Annotated in this window: 15 protein-coding genes; 14 read left to right on the forward strand and 1 reads right to left on the reverse strand. The window is 52.0% G+C overall.

The genetic code is table 11. The features are described from left to right. Positions 1-95: 95 nt before the first annotated feature. The 10 genes from rplS (at position 96) to MKZ24_RS18485 (ending at position 9,396) form a co-directional block, all read left to right on the forward strand. A complete protein-coding gene (rplS, locus tag MKZ24_RS18440) occupies positions 96-440 on the forward strand; it encodes a 50S ribosomal protein L19 (RefSeq protein WP_039309361.1) in 345 nt (114 codons plus the stop codon). A gap of 205 nt (positions 441-645) precedes the next feature. Further along, positions 646-1,266 (forward strand): signal peptidase I, encoded by a 621-nt coding sequence (gene lepB, locus MKZ24_RS18445; RefSeq protein ID WP_042237180.1) that lies wholly within the window; start codon positions 646-648, stop codon positions 1,264-1,266. Between the two features lie 29 nt (positions 1,267-1,295). Continuing rightward, positions 1,296-2,156: a ribosome biogenesis GTPase YlqF gene (gene ylqF / locus MKZ24_RS18450; RefSeq protein ID WP_039309356.1), complete on the forward strand. Its 861-nt coding sequence runs from the start codon at positions 1,296-1,298 to the stop codon at positions 2,154-2,156. A 621-nt stretch (positions 2,157-2,777) separates the two neighbouring features. Further along, on the forward strand, positions 2,778-3,389 hold the full coding sequence (locus MKZ24_RS18455) for a ribonuclease HII (RefSeq protein WP_042242746.1): 612 nt from the start codon (positions 2,778-2,780) through the stop codon (positions 3,387-3,389). Between the two features lie 68 nt (positions 3,390-3,457). Beyond that, the gene (locus MKZ24_RS18460; protein WP_340785303.1) at positions 3,458-5,680 is read left to right on the forward strand and encodes a DNA ligase; all 2,223 of its coding nucleotides are present in this window, start codon (positions 3,458-3,460) and stop codon (positions 5,678-5,680) included. Next, positions 5,677-5,979 carry an EscU/YscU/HrcU family type III secretion system export apparatus switch protein gene (locus tag MKZ24_RS18465; protein WP_340785305.1) on the forward strand — a complete coding sequence of 101 codons (303 nt, stop codon included), beginning with the start codon at positions 5,677-5,679 and terminating at the stop codon, positions 5,977-5,979. The genes MKZ24_RS18460 and MKZ24_RS18465 overlap by 4 nt, the downstream gene beginning before the upstream one ends. After that, positions 5,976-6,362, forward strand: coding sequence for a YraN family protein (locus MKZ24_RS18470; protein ID WP_340785309.1), 387 nt, complete (start codon positions 5,976-5,978; stop codon positions 6,360-6,362). Before MKZ24_RS18465 ends, MKZ24_RS18470 begins: the two co-directional genes overlap by 4 nt. Before the next feature lie 133 nt (positions 6,363-6,495). Beyond that, a complete protein-coding gene (locus MKZ24_RS18475; RefSeq protein ID WP_340785311.1) occupies positions 6,496-6,909 on the forward strand; it encodes a hypothetical protein in 414 nt (137 codons plus the stop codon). Positions 6,910-6,944: 35 nt separating this feature from the next. Further along, on the forward strand, positions 6,945-7,454 hold the full coding sequence (locus tag MKZ24_RS18480; RefSeq protein ID WP_340785314.1) for a phosphoesterase: 510 nt from the start codon (positions 6,945-6,947) through the stop codon (positions 7,452-7,454). 211 nt (positions 7,455-7,665) lie between these two features. Beyond that, entirely contained in the window at positions 7,666-9,396 is a 1,731-nt protein-coding gene (locus MKZ24_RS18485) for a YifB family Mg chelatase-like AAA ATPase (RefSeq protein WP_340785317.1), read from the forward strand. A 218-nt stretch (positions 9,397-9,614) separates the two neighbouring features. On the opposite strand, the gene MKZ24_RS18490 is transcribed toward MKZ24_RS18485, so the two are convergent. After that, positions 9,615-10,043 carry an organic hydroperoxide resistance protein gene (locus MKZ24_RS18490; RefSeq protein WP_042214922.1) on the reverse strand — a complete coding sequence of 143 codons (429 nt, stop codon included), beginning with the start codon at positions 10,041-10,043 and terminating at the stop codon, positions 9,615-9,617. A gap of 148 nt (positions 10,044-10,191) precedes the next feature. Here MKZ24_RS18490 and MKZ24_RS18495 point away from each other — a divergent pair, with 148 nt between their 5' ends. The 4 genes from MKZ24_RS18495 (at position 10,192) to dprA (ending at position 14,441) form a co-directional block, all read left to right on the forward strand. Beyond that, entirely contained in the window at positions 10,192-10,659 is a 468-nt protein-coding gene (locus MKZ24_RS18495; RefSeq protein WP_042214920.1) for a MarR family winged helix-turn-helix transcriptional regulator, read from the forward strand. A 358-nt stretch (positions 10,660-11,017) separates the two neighbouring features. Beyond that, positions 11,018-12,175, forward strand: a complete 1,158-nt coding sequence (gene sucC, locus MKZ24_RS18500; protein WP_039295138.1) for an ADP-forming succinate--CoA ligase subunit beta — start codon at positions 11,018-11,020, stop codon at positions 12,173-12,175. Between the two features lie 35 nt (positions 12,176-12,210). Continuing rightward, positions 12,211-13,140, forward strand: coding sequence for a succinate--CoA ligase subunit alpha (sucD, locus tag MKZ24_RS18505; RefSeq protein ID WP_039295139.1), 930 nt, complete (start codon positions 12,211-12,213; stop codon positions 13,138-13,140). Positions 13,141-13,322: 182 nt separating this feature from the next. Further along, the gene (gene dprA, locus MKZ24_RS18510; RefSeq protein ID WP_197072943.1) at positions 13,323-14,441 is read left to right on the forward strand and encodes a DNA-processing protein DprA; all 1,119 of its coding nucleotides are present in this window, start codon (positions 13,323-13,325) and stop codon (positions 14,439-14,441) included.

The following is a 14,441-nucleotide window of genomic DNA, read 5'->3' on the forward strand; positions in this document are numbered from 1 at the left end:
TTGTGTGGAATACGGTGGTCCTCTGCGGATAATGAGGGAGAGCAATGGCTCTCCGGAAGAGGCAAGAACACCTGTACGGAAGGAGGAAGTCCTAAATGAATATCCTACAAGCAATTACGCAAGAGCAACTTCGCAAAGATATCCCGAGTTTTCGCCCGGGTGACACTTTGAAGGTGCATGTAAAAGTTATCGAAGGAACTCGTGAACGGATCCAGTTGTTCGAAGGCGTTGTAATCAAACGTCGCGGCGGTGGTATCGGTGAGACTTTTACAGTTCGTAAAATCTCTTATGGTGTTGGTGTGGAAAGAACATTCCCAATCAACTCCCCTAAGCTCGAGAAAATCGAAGTGGCTCGCCGTGGTAAAGTTCGTCGTGCGAAGCTGTACTATCTTCGTGAACTGCGCGGTAAAGCTGCAAGAATTAAAGAAATCCGTCGCTAGAATAGCGGCAAGTGAAAGGGGCTTGAATTCAAGCCCCTTTCGTTTATTCTTACTATGTAATCAAAACAATGAATTAAGAAATATGTGCCTTAGGAACAGCTTCTCCGAAAAGGCCTCCTGAAGGAGTAATCGCGGGGGAGTTTTTGGCAGGAGTTTTTTTGTATTGTATAGTGGAGATAACAACATATGGAGAGGACGGTGAACTATGCAGCAGGATTTGCAGCCAGGGCAAGGAGAGATTACAGAATCTAACAGCCAGAGCCCCCAGAAGCCTAAGAATGAAGTCCTGGAATGGATTAAAGCGATTGCGATTGCATTGGTTCTGGTTATACTAATACGCTGGCTTTTGTTCAAACCATTTATCGTGGATGGACCTTCCATGAAGCCTAACTTCCATACTGGCGAACGGGTTATTGTTAATGAAATTCTCTATGATATTCGTAAACCTCAGCGTGGTGAAGTCATCGTATTCCATGTGCCGTCTGAAGGCAGAGACTTCATTAAACGTGTCATCGGTGTAGCGGGCGATACGGTAAAAGTTGAAGGGGATGTCGTAACTGTGAACGGCGAACCGGTAAATGAGACGTATATCCAAGGCGCAATTGATGATGCGCATAATAACAACTCTTTGTACAACAATAAGAACTTCCCTAATGAAGACTTTACGGATGGCACAGTGCCCGCAGGACACGTGTTTGTGATGGGGGACAACCGCTCAGACAGTACAGACAGCCGGATGATCGGTTATGTGCCGCTGGGTGATATTGTCGGCCGTGCGGACCTTATTTTCTGGCCGGTCAAAGATATTACATTAATTAACCATTAAGCTGACAGAAGTCAAAGGAGGTGACGGCAATGGCCATTCAATGGTTTCCTGGTCATATGACGAAGGCTAGACGGCAAATTGAGGATAAGCTGAAGCTGATTGATATTGCAATAGAACTGCTTGATTCCCGTCTGCCGCTTTCCAGCCGCAATCCGATGATTGACGATATTTTGCGGGATAAGCCAAGGCTGATTATACTGAATAAAGCGGATCTAGCCGATCCGGAAGCAACGCGCAAGTGGCTTGCTTACTTCAAGGAACAGGGCCATGTTGCCTACCCTGTAGATGCTTCTACGGGGACAGGCATTAAGGAGATTCCTGAGCAGGTCAAGCTGCTGTTGAAGGAAAAGATTGACCGGCAGATTTCCAGGGGAATCAACCCGCGGGCAATGCGCGCATTGATCGTCGGTATTCCCAACGTAGGCAAATCGACACTCATTAACCGGATGGCGGGCAGAAGTATCGCGATTACCGGAGACCGTCCAGGGGTCACCAAGGGCCAGCAATGGATTAAAACAGGCGGGAATCTGGAGCTTCTGGATACCCCGGGTATCCTCTGGCCGAAGTTCGAGGACCAGGTTGTAGGCTATAAGCTGGCGGTAACCGGAGCAATCAAAGAAGAAATCCTGAACATTGAGGATATCGCGTTCTATGCGGTAAAATATCTGGTGAAGGATTACGGCAGCCGGTTCCAGGAGCGTTTCGGCATCGACAAGCTGCCTGAGGATCTGGAAAACCCGGACGAAATCGTTGCCGTGATGGAAGCGGTAGGACGTAAACGGGGCTGTCTGCTCAGCGGTGGACGCGTAGATCTGGAGAAGGCTTCACGCGCACTCCTGCATGAGCTGCGCGCCGGCAAGCTTGGACGCTTTACGCTGGAGACGCCTTAACTTAAGATTGAATTGTGGAATGGAAGAGCCATCCGAGTTTGTGGACTGGCTCTTTTTTTGCGTGCAGGACGGGAGTTGGAGATGAGAACGGGTGAGTGCGGAGAAATGGTGTACTTAATGCAGCTTTGGGTTATGGATAACTGGATGTTTTGCTGGATTGTTGTATGAAATACAACAATAATCCCGTTGAGTCGCTTGGAGGAGGGGGAATGCTGCAATTTTATACAACAATTTTCGATTGGGGCGGAAATAGTGAAGAGAATGTTTATTTGGTGCAGGAATGTTAATCGGGAGACTGATATGATGCAGTAATTACCCCGACTATTTAATGACAAGCGAGAATTAACGAAAGCGAAAAAAACAGAGAGAATTTTGGTCTTGTACGAGCGCTAGCGGGCGGTTTAGTTTACCGAATTCAACTGCGAACAGCGGAATAGATCAAGAAAACTGGTGGCGGGCAGCGGCTGGAAATCGAAATGTTCACCGCAGGGAAGGCTAAGCTTCAAGTCAAAAAATCATTATAATGACGGATGACCGTAATGGCCACGTATGTTAAGCTGGCTAGTAGAGGAACCGGATAAATTGCTGATTGGCAGGTGGGTAGAAGTGAGCACAATAGATATGCTGTTGTATGAAAAAGAAGGCTGGGAGCTGTCTTATCAGCACATTGCAGGTGTGGATGAAGTGGGCCGAGGCTGCTTGTTCGGGGATGTGGTGGCTGCTGCAGTAATATTGCCGGCCGGGCTGATTATTGAAGGTGTGGATGATTCCAAGAAGCTGTCGGCCAAGAAGCGTGACGCCTTGTATGAGATTATTATGGATCAGGCACTGGCGGTAAGTGTAGGGCATGTAGAATCAACGGTGATCGATGAAATAAATATTAAGCAGGCTTCGCGTCTGGCTATGCGCAAGGCAGTTGAAGGATTAATCCAGCAGCCCGATTATATGCTGATTGATGCAGAGAAAGTGGACTTGCCTTTGCCGCAGCGTTCGATCATCAAGGGGGATGCGAGCAGCCAGTCGATTGCTGCCGCCTCGATTGTAGCTAAGGTTACACGCGACCGGCTCTGTGAAGGCTTGTGGGAGGAATTATACCCGGATTACGGGATTAAATTACATAAAGGATATGCAACCAAGCTGCACCGTGAACAGATTAAGACGCTGGGTGTAACGCCTATGCACCGGCGCAGCTTCATCGGTAATATTCTTGCTGAACAGCAGACATTGTTCTAAGGATATAAGCAGTTATCAAAAGGACAGATAATTCCGATATTAAATAGAAGAGACAGGAGGCGGACAACATGAATATCGGATCACTCATTCGCGGCTTGCTCGGGGACAGCAAGGCGGGAGAGCCTAAATCTGTAGAGCTTAAGGAAGGTCAGGTTGTTCGCGGCGTTGTACTCAGCGTGTCTGATTCAGGCAAGGAAGCCGTGGTCCAGATTCAGGGGACTCCTGTCCGTGCTGAACTGGAAACACCGCTTACGCCTGGACAGACAATGAACCTGCAAGTGGGTACACCCGGTGAGAATGGCTTACCGGTGCTGAAGCCGGTCTCTCTTGGTGAAGCGGCCCTGGCTTCACCGCAGAGTATGGGGGAAGCTATTGAATCGCTTGGCCTTACGAATTCGAAGGCAGGGCGGGAGATTATTCAGGCGATGCAGTCCGGCGGATTGGGATTGACCAAAGAGACGGCGGCGAAGCTGGATGCGGTCATGAATGCCAAGCCGCCTGGTGTACCAGCCTCGGAATGGCTGGAAGCGGCCGTCATCTCCGTGAAGCGCGGATTGCCGGTTACAGCTGAGACGGTGAAGGGGCTGCAGCAGGCAGTATTCGGGCCGAAGCTGCATCAGCTGCTGGCAACGCTGGAATCTGAGCTGAACGTATGGGCGCAGCAGGGTGATGCTGGTAAGGGAGCAGAAGCGGCAGGGGGGGATAAACCTGCGGCAGGTGTGCTCACAGGAGGCACCCAAGCTTCTGCGACCGGTACGGTAACGGCTGGTGTGCTGCCGGGAACCCATGCAGATGCTGACCTTCCGGCAGTGAGAGCTGGCGCTACAGGTAATAATGTTCCTTCGGGAACTGCCGGTTCTCTAGAAACCCAGTCTGGATCAGGAATGGTAAGCAACACTGGGAGTAATAATGGTAGCGGCAGTGCTGGCAATACGCAAGCAACAGGCAATCCAGTACAGACGGCTGCAGCTTTGAATGCAGATGCTGCAGCAGAGGGGGAGCTGCCTGGAGGCTCGGCGCAGAAACTGCCGATTTCCGAGGTGGCGTCCGCCAATAAGGCTGTGTCTGCAGGAGGTGCAGAGCCTGCTGGAGCTGCGCCTGCGGGAGCGAGGGTGGCCAGTGGAAGCGGCAGCACTGACCCGGTAGGTGCGGGAGCGGCTACGGCTGGCCGGAACGAGGCCACAGGAGCGCGGGAAGGCTCGGGAGCTGCTGCGGCTGGCCGGAACGAAGCCGCAGGCGTGCGGGAAGGCTCGGGAGCTGCTGCGGCTGGCCGGAACGAAGCCGCAGGCGTGCGGGAAGGCGCGGGTGCCGCTGCGCAGGTAAGCAGTGGTCCGCAGCCGCAGAGCACTGTATCGGGGACCGCCCTGCTCGCGAAGCTGCAGGGCGTGCTCACTGAGCTGCGCGGCACGCTGCCGCAGCTCGCCTCAGCCCCGCCCGCCTCCGGAGCGGCGGGCGAAGGCCCTGCCCCTACGGCCGCGCAGCCGCCGCAGGGCAATGCCGCCCCGCCAGCACCGGCGGGGCAAGGGCAAGTCCCCGCTGCGCCGCGCGGGGACGCCTCTGCTGCGGCTGCGCAGCCGCAGCAGAGCATGACGCCCGCCCCCGACACGGAGTCGTGGGTGGGGCGGGTGCTGAAGCTGCTCGGTGCGGAGCACGAGCAGCAGGCCGTGCGCGGAGGCGTTGCCGCAGCCGCGCACGGGCGTGAAGCAGCGCTGCCGGCTGCGGCGCTGCAGGGGGCGTCCGGCGGCGCGGAGGATGCCGCCGATACGCTCAAGGGCGTGCTGCTGCAGGTTCTCGGCAGCAGCGAGGCCCCGCCCGCGGTCAAGGAAGCCGCGGGCCAGCTGGTGCAGCAGCTAACTGGACAGCAGCTGCTGCTGAATACAGACCGCACCGCGCCGTTCGCGCAGGTGACGATGTTCCTGCCGCTGCGGGGGCCGGACGGCCAGGAGACGGCTTCCGTCCATATCCAGTCCCGTCGCGGCCGCAAAGGCGAGCTGGATGCGGCGAACTGCCGCCTGTGGTTTGACCTGGATATGAAGCAGCTTGGCCAGACTATGGTGGACGTACAGGTCGTTGACCGGATTGTCAGCCTTAAGCTGCATAATAATGAACCCTGGGTGCTGGAACTGCTGGAAGGACGCCGTGAGGACATTAAAACAGCGGTTGAATCTATAGGATATCAGCTGTCCAGCCTGCGCACGGAGCCGTTGCCCGAGCTGAGTACGGCTGCAGCTCCCGCCAAACAGTCCGATTATGTTCCGGATTCCTACAAAGGAGTCGATTACCGCATATGAGTGAGTCGGAACATGAGGTTTCACAGAACCTCAAAAAGGCGGTTGCCCTTAAATATATCCCTGGCCAAAGCGAAGCCCCGGTTGTTGTTGCTAAAGGACAAGGCTCGGTAGCCGATATCATTCTGCAAAAAGCTAAAGAAAACGGGGTTGCTGTACAGGAGGATGCCGCGCTGGTGGAGGTCCTCTCTAAGCTGGATCTCGATCAGCAGATTCCGCCTCAGCTATACCAGCTGGTCGCGGAGATTCTGAGTTATGTATATCAGAGTGACCGTTCTGCCGGGGAACGGAGACCGAAGTGAGCCACGGGGTGGACAGGGCGAATTATACCCGCAGGCAAAAAGGGGCCGCTGCCGAGCAGGCGGCAAGTCTGTATCTGTCCTCCCGGGGATACATAATCAGGGAGTGCAACTGGCGCTGCCGCAGCGGAGAGCTTGATATTATTGCTGAATACGAAGAGGGGATTGTCTTCATTGAAGTGCGCAGCCGGAGCGGGGCTGGTGTGCAGGGAACCCCGGAGGAGTCAGTGGATGAACGCAAAATCCGCCAGGTGAGAAGTACAGCCCAGGTGTATTTACATATGCAGGGTCTGCATGATGCGGTGATTTCCTTTGATGTAATCGCCGTACAGCTAAATAGAGATTTAAGTATTGCTTCACTACGGCATATCCGTGAGGCATTTTAGCTCTTTTTTTGCCTGTATTCAACGATTTTGCTTATTTATCCTTGACATATCATGGACTCCATGGGTCATTTCTCGAAAGAAATGGGTAAACATTAGTGTAACTTTTAATGTCACCATGAGGAGGGCTGTCCGAGTGAGAAATCAACCGATTGATATACAGGTAAGTTTTACTTGCCAGCATTGCGAGCACAGAGTCGTAGCGGAATTGGGCGGAGAGCCACTATCCGTTGTCTGCTGCAGCAACTGTAATAAGACATTTACCGTTATGCGGCCTGCAATAGCGGAAGAGATATTAATTGACTGGGAGCATGAGGCTTTATTCCATAAAATGCGTGCGGAAAAAACGGAAAGCAGCAACAGCAGCTTGTTGTCACTGGTCATCAATGTCATCGAGCTGCTTACCTGGAAAGATAAGGGGAACGGTCAAGTAGAGGCCATTAAGCAAATGCGTCAATGGCTGATTGAGCATGAGGAAACCCCTCCTTTGGCCGAATTGATTCAGGTTGACGTCAATCGGCGTTCGTCCAAAAGAAACTGGAATAAATGAACCATTCCTGAAGTACTTGAAATGGGGGAGCTATTTTGACTAATGTCTTTTTTACCTCGGATCATCATTTTGGCCATAAGCTGATCATAGATTTCGAATCCCGTCCCTTTGGCAGTGCTGGGGAGATGGATCAGTCGATGATCGCCAGCTGGAACGCTGTGGTCGGCAAAGGGGATAAGATTTTTCATCTGGGGGATTTCTCATTCTTGAATCAAGAGGCCACCCGGAATATCATTTCCGCGCTGAACGGCTACAAAATCCTGATTCTCGGGAATCATGACCGCGGACGCGGGCGGAATTGGTGGCTGGAAGCGGGGTTTGACGAGGTCAGTGAATACCCGATCATTTATAAAGAGTTTTTTATGCTCTCCCATGAACCTATGTATATGAACAAGCATATGCCTTACGTAAATGTGCATGGCCATATTCATGGACAGAAATATGAAGGCAACAGCCATTTTAACATTTGTGTAGAGCACTGGAATTACGCGCCGTTGTCCTTTGAACAGATCAGGGATGCCGTTGTGGCCAGTGAGGAAGGCTAACAAATTGATTCTCTAGTCATATATGCACAATTATGCAATTTGGATGTAAGTTGGGATTTGTGCAGCGGCTTGTGCGTAATAGTCCTTGCATGACAGCAGGGGCTTTAGGTATACTCAACATAATAAAGCTAACGGAAAAAAGAGGAAGCACCCTTTTTCTTGGAAATAAACGCCCGTTCCGGGCGTATTTCAGGAGGAGAGGTGTTTTTTTGTGTACGGAAAAATGCATAGTGCATGTTTGTACGGGATTGAAGGCGTAATGATCGGCGTGGAAATTGATCTGGCGAACGGGCTTCCGCAGACGATAATCATCGGATTGCCGGATTCTGCTGTGAGGGAAGCGGTAGAGAGAGTCCGGGCTGCGGTTAAAAACTGCGGCTACAGCTATCCTCAGCAGCGCGTTACGATCAATCTGGCACCTGCAGATCTGCGCAAGGAGGGATCGGCGTTCGATCTGGCCATCGCCCTGGGGATTCTGACAACAAGCGGCCAGCTTATTATGCCGGATGCCGGGAAAATGCTGCTCATCGGAGAACTGGCGCTGGACGGCAGTCTGCGTCCGGTGAATGGGGTGTTATCAATGGTAGAGGCAGCGCGCCGGGCAGGGCTTCAGGCAGTCCTCGTACCACCGGGAAATGCGGCCGAAGCGGCGTTGATTACGGGAATCCGTGTATATACGGCCGGACATTTGCGCGAATTAAAACCGTCAGCTGCCGGAGTGCCTACTTCTAGGGTTATGGAAGAGTCAGGTCCAGGACTGGAACCGCCATTACCTGCAGAAGTTCCGGATTCGGAAGTTCAGGAACTACCCATGCCGCAGACAGAGTTGCCTTTTCCGGTATCGGTTAGCAATGAGTCATCCCCGAGGAACCGTCCGCCAGTTCAGGTGATGACGCTGGACCATCTGAGATATCAGCCGGAAGGGAGAAAGATTCTTGCGCCGAGCCGTGAGGATCATCTGATGAAGGAGGATTACAGCGATGTCATTGGACAGAATCACGTGAAGCGTGCGCTTACTATTGCTGCTGCCGGAATGCATAACATCATCTTGATCGGCCCTCCGGGGACAGGCAAAACGATGCTGATTAAACGCCTTCCCGGTATTCTTCCTGACCTGAGCGATGATGAATCGCTGGAGGTAATGAAGATATTCAGTGCCGCGGGTAAGCTGAGGGACGGCAATGAGGGTCTGATGCGACTCCGCCCGTTTCGTTCCCCGCATCACACGATTTCGGCTGCCGGACTGATTGGAGGAGGGGGAATACCGAAGCCGGGAGAAGTCAGCCTGGCGCACCGCGGAATTCTGTTTCTGGACGAGCTGCCTGAATTCTCCCGTACGGTACTTGAGGTGCTCCGCCAGCCGCTGGAGGACGGGGTAGTGACCATCAGCAGGGCCAGGGCGTCGTTCACATTTCCCGCCCAGTTTCTGCTCTCCTGCTCCATGAATCCCTGCATGTGCGGGTTTCTCGGGAACGGCAGCTCACAGCAGCGGTGTACCTGCAGTCCGGCACGAATCGCCCAGTACCGCGCCAAAATCTCAGGACCGCTGCTGGACCGGATGGACATGCAGGTCGATGTCCCCCGCCCGAAAGAATGGGACCGGAATATGCCGGCGTTGTCTACAGCTCGAATGCGTGAGGATGTTCTGCGGGCTCAGGCTATTCAAGCTAAGCGTTACCAGCACCTGCCGATCTCCTGGAACAGTGAGCTTTCCGGAGCGGCGTTACGCCGTTACGCAGTTCTAAGGCATGAAGAGAGTATGCTGCTGAACCATATTCTGGAGAGTCTTGGCCTCAGCATGCGGGCGCATGACCGGATCATTAAGCTGGCCCGCACCATCGCTGATCTGGAAGGGGCAGAGGAGATTGGATCTGCGCATCTTGCCGAAGCTGTCCAGTACCGTAATCTGGACCGCCAGGTGACGGCAGAGGAGGAATACTGAGTGAGCAGTGAGAAGAATGAAGCGGACTGAGAAGTGTTATCTTGTTCATGAGCCTGAAATGATCGGGAACTGGTCCGCCGGGGAACGCGCGTCAGCAACTCTTTTGATAGTTAAGTGTAACACGCACCAATAGCATAATGTTTGCCGGTTAACGGCAAACACCCTGTCCGGTGCCGCCGGACAGGGTGTTAATACTAAGAAAATATCGCTATTTCTTCTTACAGAACATTCAGTTCAACTTCAATATTGCCGCGGGTTGCGCGGGAATAAGGGCATGCGCCGTGAGCCGCTTCAACCAGCTGGACTGCAGTTTCGTGATCTACGCCTTTGACCAGAACATCCATCTTCACGGCAATGCCGAAGCCGCCGTCTTCAACTTTGCCGAAGCTTACAGTTGCTGTTACTTCACTGCCCTCAATCTTGATTTTACCCATACGGGCCACCATATTCAGTGCGCTGTCGAAGCATGCGGAATAGCCTGCTGCAAAGAGCTGTTCAGGGTTAGTGCCTTCACCGCCGGCTCCGCCCATTTCTCTTGGTGTGCTGATCGTAAGGTTCAGCTTAGGACTTTCAGATTCGATATATCCTTGTCTTCCTCCAACCGCTTTTACTGTTGTTTCATACATTTTCTGTTGAATAGTCATCATTATAAATCGCTCCCGTTCGTTTTCAAATTGTATTGTACACAACTTAATTTAACACAATTAAAATAAAAGTCAATCTATTTTCCGCTATTAACATGATATTATGAATGAATTGTGATAAACTAATGTCACAAAGGCAGGTGAAGAAGATATGCAAGAAGAAACTATGACCCCACCGGAGCTAATGCTTGAGAATCAGCTCTGCTTTACGATTTATGCCTGTTCGCGTGAATTTACGAAGCTGTACCAGCCTCACCTGGACAAGATCGGATTAACGTATTCGCAGTACCTGGTTATGCTTGTCCTCTGGGAGAGACGGCAATGTACGGTCAAGGAGCTTGGTGAAGCTCTGTTCCTGGACTCCGGTACGTTGACTCCGCTGCTTAAGAGACTGCAGGCTGCAGGCCTGATTCTGCGGGAACGTTCTTTACAGGACGAGCGGAAGGTGTTAATTTCATTAACCGCACAAGGTTTGGCTCTGCAGCAGGATGCGATGTGCATTCCCGGTAAAATGGCCGAAGGCACCATGCTCTCCCCCGAGGAGTTTATTGGACTGCTTGGCCAGTTCAAAGACCTGCTCGCCCGTGTTCATGAAAGCAATATTAGTAACTCGAAATAGTCTATTAACACAAAGTCAATGCAATCGTTCGCATTCCGGCATGAAATCGAGCGAAAATGTATGTATAAATAGTGAAAGTTTTTAAGGAAAGCGCTTATAAAACATGTTACAATATTCTGGGTTTCACATTCTGGCATATAGGTAATTATAGATATCACTCTGTAATATGTTCTATATGCCACTAGCAGAAAACTGTACCGTTTGCGGATCTAATATTCAGGCGGCGGTTTTCTGCATGTGCCGGGATATTGCCAGTTTTCACCGGTCTGGACCCGGCTTTGGACAATCAAAACGGAATGCGGAATGGCTGCAGGCTGCCTGCTACACGGCCACCGCAAAACTTTAGGAGGCTTCCGGTATGAATATCCACGAGTATCAGGGAAAAGAAGTACTTAAGAAGTACGGCGTAGCCGTACCGAACGGAAAAGTAGCTTATACAGTGGAGGAAGCAGTGGAAGCTGCCGCAGCGCTGAGTACACCGGTAGTTGTAGTCAAAGCTCAGATTCATGCAGGCGGACGCGGTAAAGCCGGCGGCGTCAAGGTGGCGAAGAACAGTGATGAGGTTCGTGCCTATGCGGCTGAAATCCTCGGCAAGACGCTGGTCACCCACCAGACGGGACCCGAAGGCAAGGTAGTGAAGCGGCTGCTGATTGAAGAGGGCTGCCAGATTGTTAAAGAGTATTATATCGGACTGGTTGTAGACCGTGGTTCCGGCCGGGTAGTCATGATGGCTTCCGAGGAAGGCGGTACAGAGATCGAAGAGGTGGCGGCCACACATCCGGAGAAGATTTTCAAGGAAATCATTGATCCGGCAGTAGGACTACAGACCTTCCAGGCGCGTAAACTGGCTTACAGCATAGCCATACCTTCAGAGCTGGTAAATAAAGCGGTCAAGTTCATGCAAGCGCTATATCTGGCTTTTGTGGATAAAGATTGCTCTATCGCGGAGATTAATCCGCTGGTTGTAACGGCTGACGGAAATGTGATGGCGCTCGATGCCAAGCTGAATTTCGATTCTAACGCGCTGTTCCGGCATAAGGATATTCTGGAGCTCCGTGACCTGGACGAAGAGGATGCCAAAGAGATTGAAGCTTCCAAATACGATCTTAGCTATATCGCGCTTGACGGCAACATCGGCTGTATGGTGAATGGCGCGGGCCTCGCGATGGCTACCATGGATATTATTAAATATTACGGCGGAGAGCCGGCCAACTTCCTGGATGTAGGGGGCGGCGCAACCACGGAGAAGGTAACTGAAGCTTTCAAGATCATCCTCTCGGATGATAAGGTCAGCGGGATTTTTGTTAATATTTTCGGCGGAATCATGCGCTGTGATGTCATTGCTACCGGTGTAGTTGAGGCAGCGAGACAGCTCGGGTTAACGAAGCCGCTGGTTGTACGACTTGAAGGCACGAATGTAGCACTGGGCAAAGAAATTCTCGCCGGTTCGGGACTGAATATAGTTGCTGCCGATTCCATGGCTGACGGTGCCCGTAAAATTGTTGCTCTGGTGTAATATTCGACAATAAAAGTGAGGATGTGACCTGACGCATGAGCATTCTTGTAGATAAACATACGAAAGTCATCACACAGGGAATTACGGGCGCTACGGGCTTATTTCATACTAAAGGGGCACTGGATTACGGCACCCAGATGGTAGGCGGGGTAACCCCGGGCAAGGGAGGAACCTTTGTTCAGATCACGCTTGAAAATGGCACGGAAGCCAGTCTCCCGGTATTTGATACGGTCGTTGCCGCAAAAGCAGCTACAGGTGCAACCGCCAGTGTGATCTATGTACCGCCTGCCTTCGCGGCTGATTCCATAATGGAAGCTGTGGATGCTGAAATGGAACTCGTCATTTGTATCACAGAAGGCATTCCCGTGCTGGATATGGTTAAAGTATCAAGATATATGGAAGGCCGTTCTACTGTATTGATCGGTCCTAACTGTCCGGGGGTTATCACGCCAGGAGAATGTAAAATCGGGATTATGCCGGGTTATATTCATATGCCGGGTTATGTAGGTGTTGTCTCGCGGAGCGGAACATTAACCTATGAAGCTGTTCATCAGCTGACAGAGCGTGGTATCGGCCAGTCTTCGGCTGTAGGTATCGGCGGAGATCCTGTCAAGGGATCGGAGTTCATAGATATTCTGAAGCTGTTTAACGATGACCCGGGCACCAAAGCTGTCATCATGATCGGAGAGATCGGCGGAACGGCAGAGGAAGAGGCGGCTCTGTGGATTAAAGAGAATATGACAAAGCCTGTAGTCGGCTTTATCGGGGGCGTTACTGCACCTCCTGGCAAACGGATGGGCCATGCCGGAGCGATTATTTCAGGCGGCAAAGGAACGGCCAGCGAGAAGATCGCTGTGCTGGAGTCCTGCGGGATCAAAGTCGCGCCAACGCCTGCGGAGATGGGATCTACGCTCGTCAGTGTGCTTGAGGAACGCGGCATTCTGAATGCTTTTACCACCCACTAGAGCTCAGCTTGTAGAATCACACAAAGATCACTGCTTTTACCGTTGATTCATGTATAATCATCTTAAAGGTAAGCAACCTTTTGTTCCGGAGTGCCGGGGCGAAAGGTTGCTTTTTTTGTCTTTTTTAGCAGGTTATGTAATCAATAAGGAAGGCTGGCCCTTCCGTATAGGAGAGAGTGCATATGGAAACGCGGGATCTGCTGTTCGGTTTAAATGAAGTAGAAGGCATTGGCTGGAAAAGTATGGACAGAATACGTCAGGCGGGCCTTTTGACGAATGAAGCGTTGTCCTGTTCCGTTACAGATTGGGAGCGGGCTGGAATCAGAGGCAAAATGTCGGCGAGGCTTAACGCTCTCTTCAATGAAGAATGGATTCTGCAGCGCCGCTCTTTAATGGAAGCAAGCGGTGTTTCAATGGTGACTTTGCTGGATGAAGGGTATCCTGTCCAGTTAAAGGAAACACCCCAGCCGCCTTGGGTTTTGTATTATCGCGGACGTCTGGAGCTGGCTTCCCGTCCTTCTGTAGCCATGGTTGGTACCCGTGTGCCGACTGCCTATGGACGCAAGATTGGTGAAATGCTGGCTGAACAGCTTAGTGCGGCCGGTCTCACGGTTATAAGCGGCCTGGCGAGAGGGATTGACAGTGTCTGCCACGAAGCTGCATTAACGGGAACCGGAAGTACCATTGCGGTGGTTGCAACAGGGCTGGACAAGGTCTATCCGCCTGAGAACCGTGAGCTGGAGCGGCAGATTTCACGTGTCGGTCTTGTGCTAAGCGAATATCCGCTGGGCACCCCGAGCCATCCCGGGTTATTTCCGCAGCGCAACCGGATTATCGCAGGACTGTCGCTCGGCACGGTGGTGGTCGAAGCAGACAGCCGCAGCGGTTCCCTGATTACGGCCGACGCTGCGCTAGAAGCTGGAAGAGATGTGTTTGCTGTTCCGGGTCCGCTAACCTCGCCCAAGAGCAGAGGCGCATTAGAGCTGATTAAACAAGGTGCGAAGGTGGTGACAAGCTCAGCGGATATCGTAGAAGAATACATAGCTTATCTGCCTGGAAAGGGTACTTCAGAGTCTTCGGCAAGCGGTTCCGGGCCTTTCGCCGGAGACGGGTTAATCGAAAAGAAATTGACAAGTGAGGAGCTACACCTTTACCATATACTGCATCAAGGCCCCTTTACACTCGATGAGCTACTGGCGTCCACGAGGTGGGATTTTGGACATTTGCATTCAGTTCTGTTATCTTTAATCATAAAAAAAGCGGTAACACAATTGCCGGGTGCAATTTATAAGGTAATTTAA

The sequence above is a fragment of the Paenibacillus sp. FSL R7-0297 genome, from assembly GCF_038009025.1.
GTDB lineage: Bacteria > Bacillota > Bacilli > Paenibacillales > Paenibacillaceae > Paenibacillus_AQ.